Origin of the sequence: Candidatus Kapaibacterium sp. (assembly GCA_023957315.1) — a bacterium.
In the GTDB taxonomy this organism is placed as follows: domain Bacteria; phylum Bacteroidota; class Ignavibacteria; order Kapaibacteriales; family UBA2268; genus PGYU01.
The window spans coordinates 180,250-206,256 of sequence record JAMLHE010000006.1 but is presented as its reverse complement, the minus strand read 5'-3'; the positions used below and the strand labels follow the sequence as shown (position 1 = coordinate 206,256).

At 37.2% G+C, this 26,007-nt stretch carries 19 protein-coding genes; 10 read left to right on the top strand and 9 right to left on the bottom strand.

The window, feature by feature from the left end:
* Positions 1 to 12: 12 nt before the first annotated feature.
* From miaA to M9949_08465, 6 genes are all read right to left on the bottom strand, one after another.
* Positions 13 to 930, bottom strand: a complete 918-nt coding sequence (gene miaA, locus M9949_08490) for a tRNA (adenosine(37)-N6)-dimethylallyltransferase MiaA (protein ID MCO5251443.1) — start codon at positions 928 to 930, stop codon at positions 13 to 15.
* Positions 917 to 1,585 (bottom strand): protein-L-isoaspartate(D-aspartate) O-methyltransferase, encoded by a 669-nt coding sequence (locus M9949_08485; GenBank protein ID MCO5251442.1) that lies wholly within the window; start codon positions 1,583 to 1,585, stop codon positions 917 to 919. The genes miaA and M9949_08485 overlap by 14 nt, the downstream gene beginning before the upstream one ends.
* A 2-nt stretch (positions 1,586 to 1,587) precedes the next feature.
* Positions 1,588 to 2,355: a diadenylate cyclase CdaA gene (gene cdaA, locus M9949_08480; GenBank protein MCO5251441.1), complete on the bottom strand. Its 768-nt coding sequence runs from the start codon at positions 2,353 to 2,355 to the stop codon at positions 1,588 to 1,590.
* A 12-nt stretch (positions 2,356 to 2,367) separates the two neighbouring features.
* Positions 2,368 to 3,354 (bottom strand): PhoH family protein, encoded by a 987-nt coding sequence (locus M9949_08475; protein MCO5251440.1) that lies wholly within the window; start codon positions 3,352 to 3,354, stop codon positions 2,368 to 2,370.
* A gap of 118 nt (positions 3,355 to 3,472) precedes the next feature.
* The gene (locus tag M9949_08470) at positions 3,473 to 4,261 is read right to left on the bottom strand and encodes a LysM peptidoglycan-binding domain-containing protein (GenBank protein ID MCO5251439.1); all 789 of its coding nucleotides are present in this window, start codon (positions 4,259 to 4,261) and stop codon (positions 3,473 to 3,475) included.
* 29 nt (positions 4,262 to 4,290) lie between these two features.
* Entirely contained in the window at positions 4,291 to 4,596 is a 306-nt protein-coding gene (locus tag M9949_08465; protein ID MCO5251438.1) for a hypothetical protein, read from the bottom strand.
* Between the two features lie 235 nt (positions 4,597 to 4,831).
* Between M9949_08465 and M9949_08460 the strand changes: the two genes are divergently transcribed.
* From M9949_08460 to M9949_08435, 6 genes are all read left to right on the top strand, one after another.
* Positions 4,832 to 7,537, top strand: coding sequence for a valine--tRNA ligase (locus M9949_08460; GenBank protein MCO5251437.1), 2,706 nt, complete (start codon positions 4,832 to 4,834; stop codon positions 7,535 to 7,537).
* Positions 7,538 to 7,546: 9 nt separating this feature from the next.
* The gene (locus M9949_08455; protein ID MCO5251436.1) at positions 7,547 to 8,734 is read left to right on the top strand and encodes an ATP-binding protein; all 1,188 of its coding nucleotides are present in this window, start codon (positions 7,547 to 7,549) and stop codon (positions 8,732 to 8,734) included.
* A gap of 21 nt (positions 8,735 to 8,755) precedes the next feature.
* Positions 8,756 to 9,889, top strand: coding sequence for a response regulator (locus M9949_08450; protein ID MCO5251435.1), 1,134 nt, complete (start codon positions 8,756 to 8,758; stop codon positions 9,887 to 9,889).
* Between the two features lie 409 nt (positions 9,890 to 10,298).
* On the top strand, positions 10,299 to 14,648 hold the full coding sequence (locus M9949_08445; protein MCO5251434.1) for a T9SS type A sorting domain-containing protein: 4,350 nt from the start codon (positions 10,299 to 10,301) through the stop codon (positions 14,646 to 14,648).
* 418 nt (positions 14,649 to 15,066) lie between these two features.
* Positions 15,067 to 15,723, top strand: a complete 657-nt coding sequence (locus M9949_08440) for a hypothetical protein (protein ID MCO5251433.1) — start codon at positions 15,067 to 15,069, stop codon at positions 15,721 to 15,723.
* Between the two features lie 125 nt (positions 15,724 to 15,848).
* Complete coding sequence (locus M9949_08435; protein MCO5251432.1) at positions 15,849 to 17,006, top strand: hypothetical protein; 1,158 nt, start codon at positions 15,849 to 15,851, stop codon at positions 17,004 to 17,006.
* A 465-nt stretch (positions 17,007 to 17,471) separates the two neighbouring features.
* Here M9949_08435 and M9949_08430 read toward each other — a convergent pair whose 3' ends face one another.
* Genes M9949_08430 through rsmG form a run of 3 tightly spaced genes read right to left on the bottom strand, consistent with a single transcriptional unit; the run spans position 17,472 to position 22,398 of the window.
* Positions 17,472 to 20,999 (bottom strand): hypothetical protein, encoded by a 3,528-nt coding sequence (locus M9949_08430; protein MCO5251431.1) that lies wholly within the window; start codon positions 20,997 to 20,999, stop codon positions 17,472 to 17,474.
* Between the two features lie 9 nt (positions 21,000 to 21,008).
* Positions 21,009 to 21,677 (bottom strand): DUF4159 domain-containing protein, encoded by a 669-nt coding sequence (locus tag M9949_08425; protein MCO5251430.1) that lies wholly within the window; start codon positions 21,675 to 21,677, stop codon positions 21,009 to 21,011.
* 19 nt (positions 21,678 to 21,696) lie between these two features.
* Positions 21,697 to 22,398: a 16S rRNA (guanine(527)-N(7))-methyltransferase RsmG gene (rsmG, locus tag M9949_08420; protein ID MCO5251429.1), complete on the bottom strand. Its 702-nt coding sequence runs from the start codon at positions 22,396 to 22,398 to the stop codon at positions 21,697 to 21,699.
* A 2-nt stretch (positions 22,399 to 22,400) separates the two neighbouring features.
* On the opposite strand from rsmG, the gene M9949_08415 reads away from it, so the two are divergent.
* The 4 genes from M9949_08415 (at position 22,401) to M9949_08400 (ending at position 25,946) form a co-directional block, all read left to right on the top strand.
* Complete coding sequence (locus M9949_08415) at positions 22,401 to 23,057, top strand: glycosyltransferase family 2 protein (GenBank protein ID MCO5251428.1); 657 nt, start codon at positions 22,401 to 22,403, stop codon at positions 23,055 to 23,057.
* Positions 23,054 to 23,713 carry an endonuclease III gene (gene nth, locus M9949_08410; GenBank protein MCO5251427.1) on the top strand — a complete coding sequence of 220 codons (660 nt, stop codon included), beginning with the start codon at positions 23,054 to 23,056 and terminating at the stop codon, positions 23,711 to 23,713. Before M9949_08415 ends, nth begins: the two co-directional genes overlap by 4 nt.
* A gap of 92 nt (positions 23,714 to 23,805) precedes the next feature.
* On the top strand, positions 23,806 to 24,750 hold the full coding sequence (locus M9949_08405) for a glycosyltransferase (GenBank protein MCO5251426.1): 945 nt from the start codon (positions 23,806 to 23,808) through the stop codon (positions 24,748 to 24,750).
* On the top strand, positions 24,747 to 25,946 hold the full coding sequence (locus M9949_08400) for a glycosyltransferase family 4 protein (GenBank protein MCO5251425.1): 1,200 nt from the start codon (positions 24,747 to 24,749) through the stop codon (positions 25,944 to 25,946). The genes M9949_08405 and M9949_08400 overlap by 4 nt, the downstream gene beginning before the upstream one ends.
* The last annotated feature ends 61 nt before the right edge of the window (positions 25,947 to 26,007 follow it).

The window sequence follows — 26,007 nt, the reverse complement described above, 5'->3', positions numbered from 1 at the left end:
AAATCATTTGAATTACAAAAGATTAAATTCATTTTTTAAGCGTTCAATGTCATTTGTAATATCAATTACACCCTCAATTTTGTTAAACCAAGTAAATTGGCGCTTGGCATAACGTCTTGTATTTTGCTTAATCAGTTCAATAGCTCGCTCAAGTGTTGATTGCCCGTCTATATAATTGATGATTTCTTTGTAACCAACTGTATTCATCGAATTGAATTTGAGGTCGAAACCGAGTGACAGCAGATATTTCACTTCATCTACAAGTCCGCTCTCAATCATTTTATCCACTCGTAAGTTGATTTTTTGGTATAAGTAATCTCTTTCGGGGAACAATCCGAAATATTTAGGAAGGAAATTATGTTTCTTCTCCGATTCGGGTGATTCGGAAAATTTAATTCCAAACGAATAATAAAATTCAATAGCTCTGACAATTCGCTGCGGATTCATATCGCGGTTTTTCTCAGCCGAAACGGGGTCAATTTGTTTAAGCAATTGATAAAGATGCTCTCTGCCTTTGTCTTTGAGCATGTTATTCAGATTTTCTCTTATCAAATCTCGAGACTCGCTAACAGGTTCGTCAGATAGTCCATCGAAAAATGCTTTGATGTAAAATCCTGTGCCGCCGACAATCACCGGTATTTTATCACGACTGATAATATCATTGATAGCTATGAGTGCATCTTCAGCAAATTTTCCGGCACTATATGCAAGGTTTGGGAAAAGAAAATCAATCAAATGGTGTTTGACGAGCGACAATTCTTCTTTTGTCGGTTTAGCAGTCCCAATAGACATATATTTATAAATCTGCCTCGAATCTGCAGACACAATTTCTATTGGTGCAATTTTTGCAAGTTCGAGGGCTATATTAGTTTTGCCTGAGGCTGTAGGACCAATGATGACAGGGATTGCTATAGACTTAATTTCGGTCATCAATATCCCAACCTTTATCACCAATTAGTGGAACAAAACGAAATTTACTATGTTCGGAAATTGTGAATTTTTCTTCGTCAGTGCGTATTAACTTTGTCATAGTCTGCGATTTCAAATCCCCAACAGGAGCAACAAGTTTGCCTTTGATTTTCAATTGCTTCACCAAATCATTTGGTATTGAAGGCACTCCGGCAGTTACAATTATTGCGTCATAAGGCATAAATTCAGTCAATCCCACACTACCGTCTCCCAACTCGATATGAATATTGAAATTTAACATTTCGAATAAGGCTTTAGATTTGTTGTATAGTTGCGAAATTCGTTCTATAGTAAAAACTTCGGCACCACATAATTTCAAAATCATACTTTGATAACCGCTGCCCGTGCCGATTTCTAATACTTTATTGCTAGGCTTCAATTCCAATAGCTGAGTCATAAATGCGACGGTATATGGTTGCGATATAGTTTGGTTGAATTCAATTGGGAGTGCCACATCCTCATAAGCTCTCTCGAAAAGAGACGGGTCTAAGAAAAGTTCACGCGGAATTTGCAATAAAGCATTCAAGACATTATTGTCAAAAATACCCTTTTTTCTCAAGTCTTTGACTAATTTTGCCCGAGCTTCGGGGTTCAAACTAAGAAAATCATTCAGCATAACTATGTCTGCGAAAGACTATTTGTCAATATATCACCAATTTCGTCATGTTGTATGTTCAAAGTCATGTCTCCACTCTCGGAAATCGAAATACCACCGGTTTCCTCCGAAACTACAAGCACAATAGTATCAGCTTGTTCAGATAATCCTAATGCCGCCCGATGACGCGTACCAAGATTTTTATTCCCAAATTTTGTTTGTGAACTTAGTGGCAGAATACATCTCGCAGCTACAATCATATTATTGTCTATTATTACAGCGCCATCATGTAGAGGCGATTTAGTATTGAAAATCGATAGCAGTAATTCCTTCGATACCATGGATTGGAGCGGAATACCCGTATCTACCGTCATTTGAACATTTTGTGAACGAGTGAAAACAATTATGGCTCCAACATGCTTTTCAGACATTTCAATAGCTGCTTCGATTACTTCATCAACTGTTTCGGAGATTTTGGGCTTTACAAATACCCTAAAAATCGGACTTCGAACAATTATCATCAGCAATTTCCGCAGTTCCGGCTGGAACAATATTATGAATGCAATCAGCCAAATATCCGATATTGTACGCAAAATCCAATTCAGTGACTTAAAGTTCACTGCTTCAGTAATGAATTGCAAACCTATTATAATGACCATTCCAAAAAGAATCTGTACTGCAACTGTATTCTTCAATGAGCGATAGACCCAATAAATTATCAAAGCTACGATAATTATATCGAACAAATCAACCAAAGTGAAGGTCAGAAAGCCAATTTTGAATAGTGTCATTATCTTTTATTTTTACTTTTCGCTCTTATTTTCAATAGCATCTTTCTTGGCAATGTCATTTTCATAAGCTTTAATGATTTCGGCTACGAGTTTATGTCGGACAACGTCTTTATTATCGAAATAAATGAATCCGATGTCATCAATGTTTTTGAGCAGTCTTTGAGCTTCTTTCAGCCCTGAGATTGCATGATGTGGCAAATCAATTTGTGTAATATCTCCCGTTACAATTGCTTTAGAATTAGGTCCTAAGCGTGTTAGAAACATTTTCATCTGTGTAGCGGTTGCATTTTGGGCTTCATCCAAAATGATGAATGAGTTGCTCAAAGTACGTCCCCGCATATATGCTAAAGGAGTGATTTCGATTACATTTTTTTCGATTAGCGATTTAACTTTTTCTGCTGAAATCATGAAATGCAGAGCATCCATTAATGGTCTAAGGTAAGGGTCAATTTTTTCTTGCAAATCTCCGGGTAAAAATCCCAAGGATTCTCCGGCTTCAACAGCAGGTCTTGATAATATAATTCGTGTTACTTCATTATTTCGTAGTGATGCTAATGCCATTGCTACTGCTAAGAAAGTTTTTCCTGTACCTGCCGGACCAATTGCAAACACGAGGTCATTTTGCTGAACTAATTTGAAATAATCATGTTGCTTTGCATTCCGAACTCTGATGGAATCCTTCACTCCTTGGAAAATAACTTGATTCATAAATCTCGCTGACTGGCTATCAGAACCTTTTGGCTTGTTATCAACCAAATCAATAACCGTTTTGACATCGCTTTCGGTCAGATTCTTATTTCGCTTCAGCATATAATTCATTTCGTTCAAAATCTTCTCGATTTTTTCAATCTCATTTTCCTCACCTTTCAGTATTAGACTACTGCCCCTAACTATGATTCCGGCTTTGAAACGATTTTCAATCATATTGATATAAATGTCGTTAGTCCCAAAAAGGGCGACCGGTTCAATGTCTTCAAATTCAATGCGCTTCTCTGTCAATTTTAATTACTCCACTTTGAATAATCTTTAAAAATAAGAACTAAGTTTCAGAGTACCAAATAAAAACCCTGCTTCGTAAACGAAACAGGGCTTCTTTTTCAAAATAATTCAATAATCATTAATTTACGCCGGGTTGTACAGCAGCATCATTTTCAGCTTGAGCTTCTTTCTTCATTCTCCAGTAAGTACGCTCAGCTTTGATTTCTTCGCTGGATTTGGGTCCTTTGACAGGAATTTGCAATACTTGACCGGGATGGATAATATCAGGGTTTCTGATTTGGTCAGTATTTGCTTGCCAGATTTTAGGCCACATGAATGGGTCGCCGTAAATTTCGATTTTGCCTGCGATATTCCACAAACAGTCGCGATTTTCAGCCCATGTGCCAACTGTATAAGTAGTGATTTTCTTTTCTCTGTAAAGCCCTTTGATATCTTTTGCCAATGAAATAATTTTATTGTAAAATTCAGGTATCAAAGCAATTTTATTGTTGCGAAGTTCGTTCAAATCAGCTTCCAATTGGCGGACTTCGTCTTGACGGTCAGCAAGTTGACTATCTGATAGTCTTTGCATTTCGCGAACTTTGTTTTCGATAACGCCCAATCTTTGTTTGAAAGCAGCAATATCAGCATCGGTTGCACCCAAAAGACGCTTAGTTTCGTCTTCGCAATCCCTAAGTTGCTTGTTTACCTCTTCAAGTTTAGCTTTCAAGCCATCTACCTTAACATTTGCATCATTCAATCTTTTTTCAAGATCTTGAACGACCTGAAGGTATTGGTTTATTCTTAAAGTAGCTTCATCTTTCGTCAAATCAACATCGGGTTTGTTTGCCGGTGGCGGAACCACCTGTGCCTGGATTGCTACAGATGCAATCATCAATAAGGCAAAAATTATTAACAAGTTTTTCATAGTTTTCTGTCTTTAAATGTTTAACATAATTAGTTATTAGGATTGTAATCAGGCCAAACATTGGGCCATTGCGACAACTTGGTTTTAATAAAATCTCTGTCCTTATTGCAATCGTTTAGTACAGCTTGGCGAGAGTTTATTTCGCTCTCCAATTTTGGTACTTCAGATTGCTTAGTAGTGATAGACTGGTTTAATTGGTTCTCTTTCTTTCTCAGTTCAGCCAATTGTGCAAGTTGTTCTTCTGTTATTTTTGAAGTACAGCTTGTAAACGACATGGTTGAAAAAAGGATTGCAGAGCTTAAACCTAAAGCAATTGCGAATCTCTTCAAATTCATATAGCCTCCATTGTAAAATAATATAACAAGTTTCTCATTTTTTCTAATTAACAATATATTTAATAGTACGCAAATATCGTAATAATTTTTATTTTAACCTAATCTGAAACGAATATATATACAAAAATATTATAAATTCGGTGACATTTACGTAGTATTTGCAAATATGTATCAATAAGTCTTGATTTTTTGGTAAATTTAAAGTTTGTGTAACGACTAATTCAAAAATGATTTTATGATAAATGAATTTCCTAAAGCATATGAACCAAACTCTGTAGAGAGTAAATGGTATAAAATCTGGAACGATAATAATCTGTTTGATTCTAATCGGTTAGATTCAACTAAAAATTACAGTATTCTCATGCCTCCGCCCAATGTTACAGGCATTCTTCATTTCGGACATGTATTGAATATGACCATTCAAGATATGTTAATCCGAAGAAAACGGATGCAAGGCTACAACGTTTGCTGGTTTCCGGGTACTGACCATGCCGGAATTGCAACCCAAACCAGAGTAGAAAAAGAGATTGCGGCTGAAGGGCTGACAAAATATGACTTAGGCAGGGAAAAATTTCTCGAGCGAGTCTGGCAATTTAAAGAAAAGTACGGAAGTATAATAATAGAGCAAATCAAAACAATCGGTGCTTCCTGCGATTGGAATAAGCAAATATTTACGATGGACGAAGCCCCAAGTCATGCTGTCAGGGAAGTCTTTATAAGATTGTTCGAAGAAGGTTTGATTTATAAAGGCAAAAGAATCATCAATTGGTCTCCCCTGTCTCAAACAGCACTCTCGGACGAAGAAGTGGATTTCAGAGAAGTTAAAGAGCATCTTTATACCATGAAGTACTATTTCGATAATGGTACTGATTATATCACTGTTTCTACTGCCCGCCCAGAAACAATTTTTGGTGATATTGCAATTGCAGTCAACCCAAATGACGAACGTTTCAAACATATGCTCGGACAATTTGTAAACGTGCCATTAGTAGGAAGGCGAATCCCAATCATTGCCGATGAATATGCAGACCCCGAATTCGGAACGGGATGTGTTAAAATCACTCCTGCCCACGACCCTAATGACTTTGAAGTTGGACTACGCCACAATCTTGAGATAATCAATACTATCAATCCGGACGGCACATTAAATGAAATGACCGGAAAGTATGCTAATTTGGATAGATTCGTAGCACGTAAGCAAATTGTTGAAGATTTGAATGCGAACAATTTGATTGAAAAAACTGAAGACTATGTACATAATGTTGGCTTTTCCCAGAGGGGCGGCGAACCAATTGAACCATATCTAAGCGACCAGTGGTTTGTGAATATGAAACCACTTGCTGCCGAAGCTCTCGAAAAAGTTACGTCAGGACAAATTAGATTCCACCCTAATCATTGGGTAAAAACATACGAACATTGGATGCATAATATTAGAGATTGGTGTATTTCCCGACAACTTTGGTGGGGACACCGTATTCCGGTATATTATTCGGAAGACGGCAGATTCGTGGCAGCACATAATGAGCAATCAGCAAGGGTCAAACTTAATCTTGATGATAGTGCTATTTTAAGCCAAGACGCTGATGTATTGGATACTTGGTTTTCATCATGGATTTGGCCCATGACAACCATGCAATGGCTTCACGATGGAGTTATTGACGAACCAGACGATATGAAACGATTCCTGCCGACAGATTTGCTCGTTACTGCACCGGACATCATCTTTTTCTGGGTTGCAAGAATGATTATGGCTACTTCCCATTTCAAAAATACGATACCGTTTACCGATGTTTATTTCACGAGTTTGATTAGAGACGGCAAAGGACGCAAACTTTCAAAATCTCTCGGCAATTCTCCTGACCCGTTGAATGTAATTGATAAATATGGCGCTGATGCTGTCAGATTTACAATGATTTATTTATCACCATTGGGATTAGATGTCCGTATGGAAGTTGACATCGAATCTCAAGACATACCTTCGATGGAAATAGGGCGAAACTTTTGCAATAAAATTTGGAATGCCGGTAGATTTTTATTAATGAAAAAGGAACAAATTGTTACTGATACCGGATTAAATAATGATTCAATATTGCAAGCTAAAGATTATTCAACTTCTGATAAATGGATTGCTTCTCGCTTAAACAATGTTCTTAAGTCATCCGAGTTAATGCTTTCTAATTACAAGGTTAACGATTATTCTAAAGCACTTTATGACTTTATTTGGCGAGATTTCTGCGATTGGTACGTTGAAATAGTCAAAGTTCAAACCGGGCAAGATGCAGCACCTGAAAGAAGAATTGAAACTATAAATTTTGCAATTCATGTTTATGAAACTATATTGCAGTTGATTCATCCAATTATGCCGTTTATCTCAGAAGAAATTTGGCATTTGCTCAATCAAAAGCCTGAAAATGAGTCAATCAGCACTCACAATATCGCCGATTTTGATGAGAAGTTGATTGATACAAAAATTGAGAGTAATTTCATTCTGTTGCAAACAATTATCGAAGAAACCAGAAAGCTGAGGGCATCTAAAAATATCCCACCGTCGAAAAAATTACCTTTGACAATTTCTTGCAAAAATGATGAAATCGCTAAATTCTTCCAATCTGAGAATGAAATTGTTGCATTTCTCGGGCGTTGCTCGGAAGTAAAAGTCGGTGTTAATGTGGACCGCCCTTTGATTTGTTTGACGACCATTGTACATGAAATCGAATTGTATCTCGAAATTGGTGAAGCCATTGATATCGAACAAGAGAAAATCAAACTATCGAAAGAAATTGAACGGTTGAAGAATTTGATTATATCCGGTGAGAAAAAATTGAGCAACGAGAAATTCATGAGTAACGCAGCGCCCGAAATAATCCGAAGCGAACAGGAGAAACTCGCAAGCTTGAAAGTATCTTTAACATTAGCAGCAAGTAATTTAAATAGCTTGTAGCTTAAAATTATGATGCAAGAACATTTATACAAAGGTGCATTAGATTTGAGCCCGAATTCAATAGTGATATTGAATTCGGCAGGGAAAATATTGTATGTAAATAAGAAATTTACAACGACTACATTATTCAAATTTAATGAAGTCCTAAATAGGAATGTGAAGGACAACTTGCCTTACATGTGCGAATTTGCCGATAATAGTGTATGGGAAATATTATTAAGCGAAAAAGAATGGCACGGACAAGCCAAAAATATTAGGAAGAATGGTAATTATTTTTGGGAGTCGGTTTCGATTTATGCCCAAAGAGATGAAGAATCATACCGCAATTTTTATGTGATTATCAAGGATGATATTACTGAGAGAATTAAAATTGAAAACCAACGAACGATTTCTAAGAAATTGGAATCAATCGGACATTTGGCAGCTGGTATTGCTCACGAAATTAATTCCCCACTGCAATTTGTCAATGACAGCATCTATTTTCTCGATATTTCATTCAACGACATGATAGTGTATATCAAAACTATCGAAAACCACATTAAGAACAATGCCGAAAGTATTGAAAATTATGAAGAATTGAACAATTCGTTACAGTCTTTGAAAGAAAATTTGGATTTAGAATTTGTACTCAATGAAGTACCCGATGCATTTAATAGAATTTCGAACGGCTTAGGCAGAGTGAATAAAATCATAACAGCGATGAAACGTTTCACCCATTCGAGTCAAAATGAGAAATCATTGACGGACATAAATCAAGAAATTGAAATGGCAACCATACTGACAAAAAATGAATGGAAATATGTTGCTGATATGAAACTAAATCTTGCCGAAGATTTGCCTTTGGTTTTTTGTTTAGTTGACGAAATCAATCAAGTGCTAATCAATCTTATTGTTAACGCTTCTCATGCTATAGCTGATAAAAAAGAAATGACAGAAACAGATGGAACAATAACAATAACGACTTCAATCGAGGGTAACGATTGCAAAATTACAGTCTCTGACACAGGAAAAGGGATTTTGCCTGAAAACATGGATAAAGTTTTCGACCCATTCTTTACGACAAAGGACCCGGGTAAAGGTACAGGACAAGGTTTATCGCTTTCGCATGATGTGATAGTCACTAAACATGGCGGACAAATTTACTTAGAATCGGAATACGGTTACGGAACTACGGTGACCATTAAAATTCCTAAATAATATATTTTTATTGGAAAATTGATGACAAGAAAGATATTGATGATTGATGATGATAAGGATATTTTAGCATCCTATCAAGTTAATTTGCGTAAAGATTTTATCGTTAGAATTGCATCCAATGCCAATCAGGCAATGGAAATTCTTAAAGAAGAAGCTGACATAGGTGTAATCGTAACTGATTACAAAATGCCAGATGTAAATGGCATAAACTTGTTGAAAATGATACGCCAAATTTACCCCGATCCTATAAGAATAATGATTACCGGTTTTGCAGATATGCAAATTGCGGTTAATGCTGTCAACGAGGGTTCAATTTTCAGATTTTTAACCAAACCAATGCCCACTCCTGAATTGAAACAGATTATTCAAGATGCTTTAGTTCAATATAATTTGAAAAAAAATGAGAAGGAACTGCTGAACAATACCTTAAAAGGCACTTTGAAATTGTTAATCGACCTAATTTCATTGTCTATTCCGCAATCACTGAATATTGGTTCGCAAGCTCGTCTGGTTGCCCGCAAAATTGGTGTTAAAACCGGAGAAATTGAATTGTGGGAGCTCGAAGTTGCATCATTACTTTCAAATATTGGTCTCTTGATGCTGCCAAACGAAATTATACAAAAGAAAGCTGACGGAAAAGAATTGACTTCAAATGAAGTAGCTGTTTACAGTAATCTTCCTGAATTAGGTGCAAAATTACTCGCAAATATTCCAAGATTTGAGAAAATATCGGATGCTATTTTGCATATGAATGATAATTTTGGAAGTAAAATTGACAGAAATGTTGCAAACGAATCTATTCCGCTCTATTCGAGGATTCTCAAAGTTTCTAATGATTATATCCAACTCATTCAATCGAACAAAACCCCTCTCGAAGCTTATGAGAAAATGCTTGAATTGTACTATCAATACGACCCTAAGTTATTAGAATTGCTTCTTACGGAAGTTGTTGGCTCCGATAATAAACGGAAAATCAAACAAATCCAGCTTATGGAGCTCAAGGGTGGAATGGTTGCTGCTAAGGACATTGTTGATGACCGCGATACTGTGTTGTTCAAAAAGGATAAAGAAATCACAGAGCCAATCATAATCAGACTTCAACAAATCTCGAATGTTCGAAATATAGTTGAACCATTATTGGTTTATGAACAATAAGCAAATCGTATATTATATATTTTCCAATCTCTTATACCAATTCACTTAAATCATTTGATTTGTCAATGATTTTCGCATTAATATTTCAATTCTATCACGTATGAATCAAATTATGATCAATTTTTATTGATTTAACGCTATGAATTATTTAAAATCAGATGCCACAAAAAAATCATTACAAATCAATTTATACCAAACGCATCTTGTTAAATAATTCTTGTTACTTATTGTAATATAAAGATATAAAGTTCATATATCAAGTAAATTTATTAACTTAATCCGCCATCATAATAACATTAAATAATCAAATAATCACAATATATATTATTAAAATAAAATAATTGTTTATGTAATCATTGTTATATATGTTTGGTTAAATTATTTGTTCAATTTTTTACAAGGTGTTAAGATGAAGTTAAGTTACTCATTAACAAAAAAGTATTCTATTGCTTTTTTGTTGTTTCTGATACCAATTTTGATGAGTTTAGAAGCCAATTCCCAGAGTTGGGTTGCCCAAAATCAACAAGATGGTTTTATCCTCAAAAAGGTTGTAAGCGATACTACAATTGCTACAGGACAGCCTTTTAGTTATACGATATACTTCACGATTCCTGCAGGAGCTACAAACGTAACTATAACAGACCAGATACCTGCAGGCTTGCAATTTCTAGCACATTCGTTTACGAGTGCCTGCGGAACTCCAACAGTAGTGGCTCCTGCGGTAAATGCAATGGGTGGCACATATTCTCTAAGTTGGAGTAGTTTACCAAGCGGTTGCACAGGGTCTTTTACCGTAACTGTTGCATTCCCAAATGGTGTAACATGCCCTGGAACAAGTGCCAGAAACAATGTCTGTTTGATAGGAATGTTAAACGGTAAAGATTATGATTTCTGTACACCATATGTAACAACTTCCGCGATTGCTGTCAATCCTTGGGGAATCAACAAATATCCGTTGGGAGCTTCATGGCAAGGCGGCAATTGTCAATATGCAACGGGTAATGATACAATCACGTATCAAATTTGTGTTTATAAATCTGTTGGTACTACGGGTCAATTAAATTTAGTAAGTGGTGTTGTGACTGATACTCTACCCACCGGTGCAGTATTAGTTAGTTCTAATTGCGGTGCAACTCAAACAGGCAATGTAATTACTTGGAATGTGGGCAACTTGAGTGCTATTCCGCATTACAATGCTGTTTGTTGCCAGTTTACAGTTTACTATCCGCCAGCTCTATTCCCGAACGGTACGAACATCACAAACTCAGCAACTCTATCAGGTTCACTCGGCAGTGCAAATCAGCCTTGTAGTAATTTCAGCGTGGTAAGCAACCAAACTTGTGTTCAGAAATTATCTTTCACAAGCGGTTCAATCAGCAAATGGGCTTATACAAATCGCCAACCCGGTTGTGCCGGTCAATATTTGATTTATATTTGCAACACCGGTACAACCCCAATTATATTTACTGCATTGGATACGCTTCCGTCGCAATTATCTAATTATAGTTTAGGCTTTACTTGGAATCTTAATGCAACACTCAATTCCGGCATAGTAAGTATAACTGATACTTTGGCTCCCGGAGCTTGCGGATATGTGTATATCAATTTTACAATCCCTGCTAATGCAGTTGTTGGTTCTACAATTACTAATTGTGCACATTTAACTATTGCAGGTAATGCCCCACAAATGGTTTGTAATTCGTTTGTCGTAGATGCTCCTGCCGCAAAACCTTGCGTTTGGAAGGAAGTTTGCAACAAACAGGTAGATTATACTCCGGGTTCGACATTTAGATATCGCTTGAGAGTTCAAAATACAGGTGGATTGCCGATTACAGGTTCGACAATTACTGATGTTCTTAACCCGAATCTCGAATATGTTGGCAATCCGTCATCATATATAAGCAATACTTGGAATACTCCTTGTACTACAACGCCTGCCAATCCTTGGACAGGAGTCGCTTTGTCGTACAATAATGTATCGAATACTGTAACAGCTACTCTTGATACAATTCCTGCTACATGTCAAAATATTTTCTACACTAATTGTGGAATGTACGGCACGTCGGGAGTTCCATATTACTTTATCGAATTTGACGTGAAAGTCCGCGATACAGCAGCTTTGGGTAGCGTACCTAATCAATTCGTACTTTCCGGTGGCTCGCTTGGTTCAACAACGCATCCGTCAAACATTGATTATGTATTGATAACCGGTGTTGTAGGATATAATTTGATGAAGGGCGTTAAGAAACCGGCTGACCCGAATTACACTCCTTCGATTTCGACTACAGCAGGCGCTACAGTTGATTATCGCTTGAGAATGAATTCCTCCGGTACAGCAGCACTTCGTCATGTGACATTTGTTGATTTGTTACCGAGAAATGATGGTACTAACGATGGTAAAATTATCCAAGGTTGTGGCACACGTGGCAGCCAATACGATGTAACTTATTCCTCATTGACAGCGGCAACTCCTACAATATTCTCATCGTGGAATAATGCGGCGGCTGCATTGTCAAATGTCAATAACCTCGCCCCTACCGGAATTCCGAGTCCGGCATTTACAATTGGATGCGGAACGACAGGAACTTGGGCTGCAAATTGGAGTGCAGGACAAAAGAATATTGCTGCTTATTTCGGTCCGAGTGCAATTGGTACTTCTGGCGCTACAATTGATTTTGCCGGAATAGTTGGCTCTAATGCTCAACCTAAGCAAACTGCATGTAATACTTTTGCAGTAAGCGGATGGACTAAGCACTTGATTCAGAGTAGTCTCCCCACTTTCCAACTTGCAGGACAACTCGAATCGCCGACAGCATGTGTGGCAATTGATACGGTTACTCAAACTAAGCCTTGTTTTGAAGAGTTCCAATTAGATGTCAAGTGCGACGGTGTTACTGCGGATGGATTGAAGAAATACATTTTCTCTATCAGTGCAGTTTCTTGTGCTCCTGCGACCTTGATTATAAGTTCGCCTGATGGTACTTTTTCGCCATCTACATTTACTTTGGCTACAAGCTCATGGACTATAAATACAAACTTCACTCATACTTCTGCTAATAATCCTATTACCATAAATTACAGTTTACTTTGCAATGGCGAAGTTTGCCGTGACAGCATATTTAGGGATTTACCGGATTGTCCGAACGAACCGCCAAAAGATGAATGTTGTGCGAAATTTATAAATAATATCGGAGTTCCTAAAATTAGTTCAAATAGCTCCACAGGCTCAGTTGCAATGGCAATACCAATGATTGCAGGACCTGCTCCGATTAAATCATTTACAGCTACAATTGTAAGTGCTCAAATGAGAAGAGTATGTGGAAATAATGCATCTGCTTGGACACGTATATTTGGTGATATTACAGGTGGCAACTTAGCTGTTCCGCCGGCGCCCGGTCCACAGCTATTGTCTATTTTCAGTCGCGAAGCTAAATGGGGTCCGGGGCATTGCATTGATTGGACGAAAGGAGCCGTACTCCATCTTAATATGCTGTTCCCACCATTCTCCGGTGGATTGAAATGCCGTGACACACTACGTTACTCAATTAGATACAGCTTCACAGATTGTGAATGTCGTACATGCGATACAGTTGTCACTTATACAGTGGTTAGAAAATGGAAATTCCTGCCTTGGGATGTTGCTGTTGGAGAAATCAAATTTGATAGGCTCACGGGAGAAGTCAAACCGGGTGGCGATGAATTCCAAAGCGAACAACCGGATATTACTTCAATAATTATGGACGACGAAACCAACGGTACTTTGTGGGTAATCAGCCCCGACCATGTGGACAATGACGTTACCATAACAGCTATTGAAATGCGTTCATCCGAAGTCACTATACTTGAAATCTCGAACGGAGACGAGAAAGGTATCGTTCAAGATGACATAGCTTATGTAGCTACAGATATTGCTCGTGGGGATGTCGGTGGAATTAAATTTAGGGTTGGTAAAAGCACACCACAGTTGTCATTCACATTTAATGTCCGCTTTGCATATAAAGTCGAAGGATTTGAAGAAACATTCTGGACCGAACCGATTCCGTATTTGGTAAGAGTACCTGGTGCTGAACCGGATATTTTGGATATCGAAATGAATCACAAACCAGACAGAGTTCGTACATACGCAATGTATTTCAGTAGTTCTAACGGTTACAACCAAGATATTGCAGCAATTGGAATTAAACCTACAAATAATATGAGAATATTAGCTGTAGGTCCTCCAAATGCCGGAGATGAGCCCGCATATTTAGTTCCGCGCAAGCAGGATGACGGCTCTTATATCATTACCGTTCCGGGCTTAGGAATAATGGGTGTCGAAGCTTTAACACGTGTCAGCCCGATATACATCACACTCTCGAATGTTGATGATACCAATGCTGAAATTGAATTCACTACATTCGATGGAGATGCCGTAATGGTTTCTAACGGTAGCTTGATGCTTACCAATCCAATTTCATCGGTAATGAATGATGGATTCGATATGGGCGGAGATTCGGAAATACAATCGGTAATTCCAAATCCGGCAAATAACACTGCTACAATTACAATTTCAGTCAAGCATGATGTCACAAGTGCCAAATTGAGCATAGTTGACGTTCTGGGACGTGAAGTAATCACAGTAACAGATGCAAACTCGCTATTGATGCAAGGAACACATCTGCATTCAATTGACGTTAGCAAATTGCCGGCAGGTATGTATTTCGTAACATTCGAAACGAACAATTCAGTAGTTTCCAAAGCACTCTCGATAGTGCGATAATTCCTGAATTGCATTCTAATCATAAGCTGCTCGATTAATTTCGGGCGGCTTTTTTTTATTTGTTTACACGTAGGGACAGAACAGCGTTCTGTCCAAAACAATTTCTACCCCGAAGGGGTTAAATATCTGTAACAGTGAGACGTACAGGCGTTCTCGACTTACCCTGAAGGGGTTAAATATATATAATCGCTTTGCGATAAACAAATATCAGGATGTACTTTTGTTATAGATATTCAATCCCTTCGGGATTGTTGAAAATGTCGCAATTTCTTTTCCCCGCATTTCATACGGGGCTATTTACATTCAATCTCTTCGAGATTTTTTACAATAAATATAAATTTGCAGATAAGCAAATCTATTTTTATTTTGCAGAGTGCATATATTGCATTCTTTAGTTTTAACAAAACAGGAGCAAAAAATGAAATTGTACTTTATTTCGGCACTAATTGCTATTTTTTCAATGCCTATACCCTCATTCAGTCAGTCTTACATCAATAATATGGGCGATTGCGAGTCAGCAGATACTCGCTTACATTACGATAATTTTGCCTTCTTTTCAGCAGATGTCCTTGATTCTCTCAAATATACTCACATGTTCTCATTCTACTGTGGTTCCGGTTTAGAAGCTATGGGATGTTCGGATTTACATAAAGAATTTTTTAGCCCATTCCATTACATTTCATATGATTCTGTTGATTATTCCTTGGGTTCAATGATAATTCATTTGATTTATAGTAAAAATATTTCGATAAACTCAAGCAATGAATTTTTAATTGAACTGGAAATTGGTGGGACAAATAAGCCATTAGCTTTCGTTTACGGCTCGGATAATGTGGCATACAACCCGTCCGGGTTAAGAGAAACTCTCGCCTACTTAGTGTCAATGGACGATAATGACCCATATGCGGCAGGATATTCTCCTGACGAACTAACTAACAAATCAATTTTCAATCATAATGGTTCTACTTTATTCGAAATCAGAGATATTGACCGCGATAAAATGCTCGTCGGATTGCATTATAAGTCGCCAACAACAAAACGCGAACACATCAAATTTTTAGTCCCGAATAATTGAGAATTATCGTGTTGTCTGATTTGCTAATGTTGAAAAGTTATATTAATTTAGAAATACGTAAACATACAAACTGGAAATTTGATGTTGAAAATTTGTAAAATTAGTAATAACATAGGGACTGAGGAATGAAACTTCTTTTATCAATTTATTGTACGATATCCCTTTTATTCTTCACGAATGCTCTCAAGAGTATGGATTGTTATGATGATTTTGATATTAAGCAAATAATAATTGAAGAAAGTTATGGGGGTGGTAAAATCTACCCTTTAGATTTTCGGAAGGATACCTTATTCAGGTTAAATCCGGTAAAAAGGACGACCGATGGATTTACACATTATCAAATGCAAGTTCTCAAGGACACTATACTCTACCAACACGAGTTGTCAATACCATTTAAGGGAATTGTAGATATAGTTGACATTTTAGTTAATGATTCTGATTATATTTTCTTAGATTTACAACATCTGTGGATATTTGACAGATATAGTTTGAATTTGAAACGAATGATTGAATTGCCCAATACAATGTTCAGAATGGATTTTAGTTCTGACGATGAAACTACAGTTGAGTTATCGTTCTGCGCATTTAGCAGCAATAATAAAAATGATACTACTCAAACATATGCCTATAAATATAATTTAATTGATGGTTCAGATTTGTATATTCCGGTTGCCAATCCCGAGAATATTCAATTTACTTACGTTAAGCGACAACTCGAAAGCATTAAAAACGACCATTTTGCTATTTCAAATCCAACTGATTATAATATTAAAGTTTATAATATTGAATCTAATAATAGTTTTACCATTAGTACCACAAAAGAGGGTTGGAATGATTCTTCAAATAATGATATAGAAATTGATCATACCTCCCCAAGCCTGGCATTTGACGAATTGTTAGGAATGTATTTCCGAATATTTACGATTGACTTCGTGCAATTTGTTAGTGATTCCATGATTTTTGTATTTTGGTCCAAACCTATAGATAAAGACGCGGATTCTCCAAAACGAGAAAGATTCTACGATGTTTGGGAGATATTGGATGGAAAGGCTACGCTAATTGAGGAGAACATTGAACTTTCAGAAAAATATTGCTCCAACGGTACCTACTACCCTTTATTGATTCAATTTGGTTTTAAAAGGGACTATTTTTATACTACAAAGCCAATTCCATTTCTTACAAATGATATCGGCGAATCAAATGATATCGATGACTTGATTGATGAATACCTGATTGATGACAATCCAATGCATTCTTCTGTTTATATTTATAAAGTAAGATGAGTGCAAATTTGATAAACTTTATATTGAAAATCAATTTTTATAAATATATGGTGATAAATGAAAAATAGTGAAAATAGCTTTAAGTTGAAGAATCTTATCTTTGGGGGCTCTAAGGATAAATTTAAACTCAGTTGGTTTGATGTGATAGTGTTAATATCAATCGCTTTAGTTTTTATCATTCTGATTGAAAGCACTGATGATGTTTTCAAATACTCCCATCTGGCATTAGCGATATTAGTTTACTTCATAGGTAAAGTCATTTACTTGAGTTCATTAAAGACGCGGAAGTCTTAAAAACCAAGATTTCAGATGTGCCACACCTGGCAGGTGTGGCACATCTTTAAAACATAAAACAAAAAGGACAGAACGCTGTTCTGTCCCTACAAAAATTTTATTTTTTCATACTCCCTCTCCTTCGGAGAGGGTCGGGGTGAGGTGATTTTCTTGTCTTTGTTCCGTCTAACCCTACTGATTATTCTTCTCCAAATTATTGAAATATGCACGAATCAGGTTTTCGTAATCTTTGGAAAATGATTTGCTGCTGCGTTCCAATAGCTGTCTCATCAATTCTTTGCGACCTTCTTGGCTTGACAAATCAAGGTCATTCGGGTTGTCGCCAAATATGTTTTGACCGGAATCTGCTTTGCGTTGCTTTTCGTAATCGCGGTCATGAACTGATTTCGATTCATCAAGCAAACGGGATAAGATTCGTTCCTGCTTTTTCAAGGTTTCCGGTGTGACATTACCACTGTTGATGTCATTCATAATCTCTTCCATATCCTTAGCAATGCGGTTCAATTCACCGAGTTTTTCCTTATTTGGAGCAAATTGCTTTTGTTCTTCGGCTAATTCTTCGAGTGATTTCTGTGCTTGCCCTTGCTTATCGGCAAGTCTGCCCATTTCGGCTTGTTTTTGCATTTGCTCTCTTCCGCCTTGACCTGAGCCACCTTCCATCATTTTTTGCATAGCTTGATTTAGAGCCTGTTGTTGTGCTGCAATCTCTTGCATTTTTTGTGACATTCCCATTCCACCTGAGCCTTGCCCCTGACCTTGTCCTTCGCCCTCGCCTTCACCTTCGCCACCTGGATTATCACACGAACCGTTTTGTTGGTCTTTCATGGCTTGCACCATATCTTGCATTTGCGAAGCCGCTTTATTCATCGAGCCCATTGCATTGTTTTGGGCTTGATTCGCTCCTCTGATGTTTCGGTCTGCCATTTTTTCTACTGCTTCTCTCATTTCGCTCAAAGCGTTGGTTACATCCATTCCCATTTCAGGAGTAACAGCAAAACTTTTTTCGGAAAGTTCAGCCATTGCTTTTGCAACGTTTGCCAATGATTCGAATAGCTCTGCTTGTTGTTGGGCTTGCTTTGGCAATTGAGTAGAGTTGAAATCGCTCCTTGAAGTATTATTCCTAACTGATTGTTGATTTTTCGAAAGTTCAATCATATCTTCCAAGGATTTTTGCATTTGCTTGATAGCCTGCTCCATTCCTTGTTGCTTCATATTCTCTTTCATTTCATCCATCTTCTTGGCAAACTTTTTGAGATTTTCGGCAGCTTTTTTCTGAGACGGTTGGGATTTTTTGAAATCGCCGGATTTCAGAGATTTTTCCGATTTATCCATCTCCGATTTTGTTTCCTCTGCGTTCAAGTCTTCTTTAGCTTGTTGCAGGTCATTATCTTTTAGTTGCTCCTCGCCCAATTCACTCAACAAATCATCAAGCGAATTCAAATCCTTTTCAAGTTGGTCTAATTCACTTTCTAATTTTTCTTGACGTTTAGAGAGTTCATCTTGGGCTTGTTGATTTTTTGGGTCAGATTTTTCAGTATCCGCCGACAATTGCTCTTGGCGTTCCGCCAAATCTTCGGCTTTTTTCCGCAAGGCATCCGTTTTTTGTTCAGCTTGGATTCGCTTCAAAATCTTCATAGTTCTTTCGATATTTTTACGGAATTGCTCTTCGTCGAATTTGAATTGCTCCATAGCCTTTTTCATAGCATCTTGGTCCATGTTTTGAATCGCATCTTGCATTTTTTGTTGCATTCTACGCAATTCAGGCGAATCCACTTGTTTCATCAAGTTTTGGAGTTCTTTGAATTTATCAAGAGTTTCTTGAGAAATAAGGTTGTTATTTTCCATTTTTTGAGTGCTTTGTTCCAAATCATCACTCAATTTGTTCATTTCTTTACGCAATTCATTTTGGCGTTTGGACAAATCTTCAGCTTTTTTCTTTTGCTGCCAATCGGGTTCTTTATTTTTGTTTTTCGCCAAATCACGATTCAAATCTTCCAGGTCGCGTTTGATTTCCAAGGTCTCTTTTAGCAATTTTTCAAGATTTTTCTCGATATATTCTTGGGCTAATTCAGCATCTTTTTGCACTTCTGATAGCGATGGCAATCTTACACTGACAGTCTGTGTCTTGGATTTTTTAGGTCCGCTTACAATGTCATTATCGGCAACTTCGAGGTAAAATTCGAAAATATCATCGGGCATAATCCCAAGGCGATTCAAATCCCAAATGTAATTGACTTCCAAATCCAATCTGTCTTTGACGAAACTTATATCAATAGCTGTGAATCTCTCGTCGGGCGCCGCATAAGGAGATTGAGCCAAACGATAATAGAGCTTCAAGGTCGAAATTCCATAGTCATCGCTGACTAAAACTTTGATTGGTAGTAATGCATTAGTATTGACTTGAACATCAAATTCCGGTTCTATTAAGTTAATTTTGGGATATTCGTCTGTCAGTGCAATTACTGAATAATTAATCGGCTCTTCATTGCTATTTCCGGCGTCATCAAATACTTCGACATAATAATATCCTGAGCGATTTATCCTAAATGACGAGTTGAGTTGAGTTCCGGAGATTGAAAGAGCATATTTTGTAGTATCGAGCTTAGTATTGGATTCCTCAGCTGTTTCCATGCTTACATTAGCAGTTACAAATACAATATTGCCTTCGACAACAGGTTTGCTGCTGAATACTGATATTTCGACTCTGCTGCCAAGTAAAGCCGAAAGGTCACCATTTTTCTCATCGAAATATCTTGGTGCTGTATTGGTATATGATGGGTAAATCAGTCTGCCGTTGATTGAACGGACAATTGGTTTATCAACTACGCTAATTTTCCCAGTTTCAGTAACAATTTCCTCGCTAAACCATTCAGTCGAGCCATAAAATGTTATTGAACTTTTTAATGAATTTATCGCATAGACGTATTCGCCGCTTTCATTGGGTTTGAGTTCGATTTTGTCAAAATTTGATTGCAAATCTTCACGCAAATTCAAATAGATTTTGTCCGGCATCTCCCCTTTTACAATTACCTTGATTTCTACTGCTTGACTTCTTAAAATCGTATCATCTTTTGGTTCGATGTCAAGTGTAAATGGCACCGGAGGTAAAAATGATGTCGAAAATTTGGAGATTCTGAATAAGGATTCGCCTAATGTTGTACTGAAAATTGTAAGCGATGCGATGAATACAGAAGCAATCGCAAAGAACAATATTCCTGCTCTTTTCAGTTTATTTTTATCAATTATTACTGTGAAATCTAAATCTTTTACAATGTTTGAAACGTTAGAATAAGCTGCCAAAGCCAATTCGGGCGATGCACCACGCGGATTGTCTATGAGAGGCACCAATTGCATTGCATTGCACAAATTATCTTTAACTTGGGGGTAATATTCGCCAATTCTAAGTGCTATATCGTACTCCGTAGGATTATTCCTAATTCCTAAGGCTCTCATCAATGCAGGGAATAAGTACCAAAATGCTGCAGCTGCGGTCAATCCCACAAAGACCGTTACAAGTGCTGTTCTGAACATCACACTTCCGTGAGCGATTGATTCAATCACTGTAATCAGAAATAACGCGGCAAAAGCAACTATCAGTGTACTCAACAATCCTGTAAGCAATAAAACACTGCTTTCAAGCCGCCTGACAGATTTCACTTTATCAACAAGTTCAGAAAAATTTATTCTATCGGTTTTCATTATAATTCCTCAATTACTTAATGCCCATACTATAAGATTAGTACCAAATTTGAAAGCAAGTTCCCGCTTATCGGGAGGTGTTTTGTGGATGTCGGGCGGTGCCCAACCATCGCTTGGGTTTGTTTCGTAAGTAAATACTACACAAAGTCTGCCACGGTAAAATAGCCCAAAAGTTTGGGGCTTTTTCCCGTCATGTTCGTTTATTTTTGGCACTCCATTTGGAAATTTGAAATGTGCATGGAATATGCCATGTGAAAATGGCAATTCAGCAAATTCTTGGTCGGGAAAGACTTTCTTCATTTCTTTGCGAATGAAAGGGTCTAAACCGTAATCATCATCAATGTAGAGAAATCCCCCGTTTTGCAAATATGCTCTCAAACGACGCACTTCGCTATCTGTGAAGTTCACATTGCCGTGCCCTGTAAGAAACAAAAATGGGTAATCGAAAATTTTATCGGTGCTCAAGTCCACAAATTCGTAAACAGGTTCAACCTTCAGATTTGTGTTACGCTGAACGTACTTCAAGAGCTCAATTTCGGAAGCAGGGTCATTGTACCAATCCCCACCACCGGAATATTTCACTCTGGCAATTTTAAAAGATGATGAAATTTGTTGTGCTACCGCATCGGACGTCACAAAAATCATCATGATTATTATTAGTTTTGTTATATTTCTCATTTGCTGCTTAAATTCAATTCTACTCTTTATTTTGACGAAGCACTTTGTCATTCATTTCAAGACTTCTTTTGCCGATGATTACAATCTTCTTTTCATCTTTTTTGAATGAATCGCACCCGTACATATCAATCAAATGTTCGCGAACTTTCATCGAAGGGTAGGCTTGTTTAAGTTCGGCAATCTCGTCAGTCAAATCGCCACCTTTGAGCAAAACATACAGTCCGGAATCGGATAGAAATTTGTAGGACCAATCAACAATATTCTTAATACTGCTCACGGCTCTCGCCATTATGAAATCAAATTGTATAAATTCTTTTTTCCCGATTGCTAAATCTTCGGCGCGGATTGTTGCGACTTCGATTTTCCTCAATCCTGTGTGTTGAGCGAACATTTCGGTAAGTTTGACCTTTTTCCTGATTGAATCAATCAACATCATATTGATTTCGGGATTTGCGATTTTGATTGGCAATCCCGGAAAGCCGCCGCCGGTTCCAATATCAAGACATTTTGATTTGGAGCGAATCTTGACGTATTTCAAAATAGCCAAGCTATGTAAAAAATGCCGTTCAAAAATATTATCTTCGTCTTTGCGTGAAATTAAATTTACTTTTGAATTCCAATAAATCAACTCATCACGGTAGCGTTCGAAGCTTTTGAGTTGCTCTAAAGTTAGAATTATTGAATTTGCTGAACAGATTGTCCAAAATTGAGTAATGTCCATAGATGTATATTGCCGTTAGAAAGAATATAATACCTTACTTTTCTGTCATTGTTACGACGTACAACCGAGCAGAATTGTTACATCGTGCTTGCGATTCTTTGCTCAACCAGGTGGAACTTGATTGGGAATGTATCATTGTTGATGATGGAAGCACCGACGAAACCTTCAATATTTGCAGAAAATACTTAGACGCAGACCCAAGATTCAGGTATATTTTTCATTCAAATCGCGGTCAAGCCCTTTCAAAAAATGCCGGAATATTAGCATCATCGGGAATTTATGTTACTTTTCTTGATTCGGACGATGAATACAGAAACGACCATCTCGACATACGTCACAAAGTGCTGAATCAAAATCCTCATGTTGAGTTGTTACATGGTGGTGTCAAGATTATAGGAAATAAATTCGTTCCGGACATGAACGATACTACTAAGATGATTCATTTGTCGGATTGCATCATTGGTGGCACCTTTGTGATTCGTAAGGAAAAAGCTATCGAACTTGGTGGGTTCAAGGCACTAACATATGGTGATGATACTGAATTTTACGAAAGAGCTGTCAAAAAAGGTTTAGTGATTGCGAAAATTGCTTACCCGACTTATATTTATAATCGGAATTCACCCGATTCCATTTGCAATAATATCAAAAAGTCAATATGATTGTCCAAAAATTCCCGGCTACTTTATCAGCCAAGAAAGCAAGAATTGCAGATGTAATATCAATCCTTTCGCAGAAATATACCGATGTTAAAATTCAGTTAGAACACGAAAACCCATTTGAGCTTTTAGTCGCTACCATCCTATCTGCACAATGCACAGATGCGCGAGTAAACATCGTCACAAAATCATTGTTTGCAAAGTACAAGATGCCGTCTGATTACTTAATTGTTGATGTTGAAGAGCTCGAACAAGATATTTTTTCAACCGGATTTTACAAAGCAAAAGCGAGAAACATTCGCAGCGCTTGCAAGATGATTATCGAAGATTTTGGCGGCGATGTTCCTCAAACTATGGACAGTTTACTTAAACTACCGGGAGTTGGTCGCAAAACTGCTAATGTAATTTTGGGGCATTGCTTTGATACTCCGGGAATAGTTGTTGATACTCACGTAATCCGAATCAGCAACTTGTTGGGATTTGTAAATACGACCGATGCAGTAAAAATTGAATATGAACTGATGAAAATAATTCCGAAGGAGCATTGGGTGATATTCACTCATTATTTTATCAATCACGGACGCAACACTTGTATCGCTCGCAGACCCAAATGCTCATCGTGCGAAATTGCTCATTTATGTCCCTCAGCGCATATTTGACGAATACTCATTTCCAATCAAGTTCAGTTATAATATACGATATAAAATATTTTCACTACTTTTGAATGTTTGAAGAATCAACCGAAAAGCAAATGAAAATCAGTGTTGTCATTGTCACCCGAAATAGAAGCGAAGATTTGAAGTTTTCAATCAATCGCTTTTTGGCTCAAACTTACGAGAACAAGGAAATTATCGTCATAGATAATGCTTCCGAAGACAATACAACCCAAATGATGAAAGAAAACTTCCCCGATATTAAATACCTCAGATTACCGGACAATATTGATATCAAAGGGATAAACATTGGAATCGAAATGTCCGATGGCGATATTATTTGGCGAACTGACGATGATTCAAGCCCTGAAACTGATGATGAATTTGCAAAAGTTGTTGAAATTTTCCAAAAGCACGACAATGTTGATATAATATCATGCGAGTGCATCAATGTTCACGATAACTTTGGTGTATGGAATTGGTATCCCTTTGAGCATGATAAAATCAATGTGCCTTCGGATGGCTACAAAGCAAACTTTTTTATCGGCGTTGGAGCAGCTATCAGACGTAGAGTTTATGACAAAATCGGTGGTTTTTGGGAATGGGGTCATGAAGAGATGGATTTTTGTGCCCGCGCGATTTTGGAAGATTTCAATGTACGATATTTCCCCAACATAAGAGTATTACACTATGCTTCGATGGGAGGTCGCGCCAAACCAACACGTTGGATAAAAATGACTAAACAAATAATACGATATACTTGGAAATATTTCAGATTTTTCGATGCTCTTGGCAGAACTTTAGTGATAATATTTCTTCAGTTTTTCGATGCTTTTCGAATGCGAGTCACTATTGGTGCTTTTATCGAAGGATACTTGAGTATTATACCTGTTATATTATCAACGAGACGCGACGAATTCACACCGATTCCCAAAGATAAATACTACGACGTCACTCTTGGAGTTAGCGAGTCCCGCAAAGTTTATATTTACATCAAATCATTTTTTGTTCTCAAATTCAACAAATACTTTAAGAAAAAATGAGAGTTTTACAATTATCGCCTCAATTTGTATTTCCGGCAGATGACGGTGGCAAAATCAGCATATACAATACAACAAGAACATTGAAATCCTTAGGATGCGATGTCACTTTTGTTACTTTTTCGCGAAATCCAATCCCTCAAAATCATTTAGAACACTTTAAGAAATATGCAGATGTTCATGTAATTGAATATTCAACACGCAATACTCCAATTCGCATAATCAAATCATTATTAGACACTTACCCGATTTACTTAAGAAAACACATCAACGATTATCTTAAAGAAAATTTGAGCAAAATCGTTTCTGAAAAGCAATATGATGTGATTCATGCCGAGCACTCAAGCATGGCGCCACTTGCTTTGTATTTGAAAAATTTGTTGAAAATTCCGGCTTTCTTACGATTGCAAAATATTGAACATCGGATTTGGGAACGTTATGGTGAATTCTTAAACCCATTCGACCCAAAAAAGTATTATGTAGCTCGACAAGCAAAATTGCTCAAGTCTCAAGAAGCTAAGATGTTTCCTCAATTTGACATGTGTTTTACGATTACGAATGAAGATAAAAAGTTGGCTGAATCAATTGCTCCAAGCGGAAATTACATGACAATTTATCCGGGAGTTGATTTTGAAAAGTTCACACCAAACAGTACAATCGAAAGAAAAGTCAATGAATTTGTTCACATTGCATACTTTAGATGGATACACAACGTCAATGCAATTACGTGGTTGATTGACGAAGTTATGCCTGAAGTGGTCAGTTCACATCCCGAAGTGAAATTTAACATTATTGGCAAAGGAACTCCCAAACAGTATGAAAATAGAACAATAAATCGAAGTGAATTTTTAGGCTATGTCGAGGACATTAACCAATACATGAATAGAGCCTCATTCTTCGTGGCTCCTTTGTTTGTCGGCAGCGGCATCAGAATTAAAATTCTTGAAGCCTTAGCAATGGAATTACCTGTAATAGCTACTTCAGTAGCTGCTGAGGGTATTCCCGGAACGAAAGAAAACGGAATCATCATTGCAGATAACAAAAGCGATTTTGTTGCAGCTATCCGACATCTTTTAGACAAGCCTGATGAAGCAAGAAGATTGGGGGTTGCCGGTAGAAAATTTGCAGAGGAGAATTTCGATTGGGAACATAACATTTCTAAGATTTTTGAAATTTATAAGAAATTTCATCCACAATAGTTTTTTTATTTTAAACTTTCTGTGTATTTTTGTAATCTTTGGTAATAATAAACAACATAAA

Excerpts from the sequence above, each read along its gene's own strand:
- cdaA (MCO5251441.1), bottom strand. The coding sequence starts at position 2,355 with ATGACACTATTCAAAATTGGCTTTCTGACCTTCACTTTGGTTGATTTG.
- M9949_08485 (MCO5251442.1), bottom strand. The coding sequence starts at position 1,585 with ATGCTGAATGATTTTCTTAGTTTGAACCCCGAAGCTCGGGCAAAATTA.
- M9949_08425 (MCO5251430.1), bottom strand. The coding sequence starts at position 21,677 with ATGAGAAATATAACAAAACTAATAATAATCATGATGATTTTTGTGACG.
- nth (MCO5251427.1), top strand. The coding sequence starts at position 23,054 with ATGATTGTCCAAAAATTCCCGGCTACTTTATCAGCCAAGAAAGCAAGA.
- M9949_08430 (MCO5251431.1), bottom strand. The coding sequence starts at position 20,999 with ATGAAAACCGATAGAATAAATTTTTCTGAACTTGTTGATAAAGTGAAA.
- M9949_08465 (MCO5251438.1), bottom strand. The coding sequence starts at position 4,596 with ATGAATTTGAAGAGATTCGCAATTGCTTTAGGTTTAAGCTCTGCAATC.
- M9949_08435 (MCO5251432.1), top strand. The coding sequence starts at position 15,849 with ATGAAACTTCTTTTATCAATTTATTGTACGATATCCCTTTTATTCTTC.
- M9949_08450 (MCO5251435.1), top strand. The coding sequence starts at position 8,756 with ATGACAAGAAAGATATTGATGATTGATGATGATAAGGATATTTTAGCA.
- M9949_08445 (MCO5251434.1), top strand. The coding sequence starts at position 10,299 with ATGAAGTTAAGTTACTCATTAACAAAAAAGTATTCTATTGCTTTTTTG.
- M9949_08400 (MCO5251425.1), top strand. The coding sequence starts at position 24,747 with ATGAGAGTTTTACAATTATCGCCTCAATTTGTATTTCCGGCAGATGAC.
- miaA (MCO5251443.1), bottom strand. The coding sequence starts at position 930 with ATGACCGAAATTAAGTCTATAGCAATCCCTGTCATCATTGGTCCTACA.
- M9949_08455 (MCO5251436.1), top strand. The coding sequence starts at position 7,547 with ATGATGCAAGAACATTTATACAAAGGTGCATTAGATTTGAGCCCGAAT.
- rsmG (MCO5251429.1), bottom strand. The coding sequence starts at position 22,398 with ATGGACATTACTCAATTTTGGACAATCTGTTCAGCAAATTCAATAATT.
- M9949_08470 (MCO5251439.1), bottom strand. The coding sequence starts at position 4,261 with ATGAAAAACTTGTTAATAATTTTTGCCTTATTGATGATTGCATCTGTA.
- M9949_08415 (MCO5251428.1), top strand. The coding sequence starts at position 22,401 with ATGTATATTGCCGTTAGAAAGAATATAATACCTTACTTTTCTGTCATT.
- M9949_08405 (MCO5251426.1), top strand. The coding sequence starts at position 23,806 with ATGAAAATCAGTGTTGTCATTGTCACCCGAAATAGAAGCGAAGATTTG.
- M9949_08460 (MCO5251437.1), top strand. The coding sequence starts at position 4,832 with ATGATAAATGAATTTCCTAAAGCATATGAACCAAACTCTGTAGAGAGT.
- M9949_08440 (MCO5251433.1), top strand. The coding sequence starts at position 15,067 with ATGAAATTGTACTTTATTTCGGCACTAATTGCTATTTTTTCAATGCCT.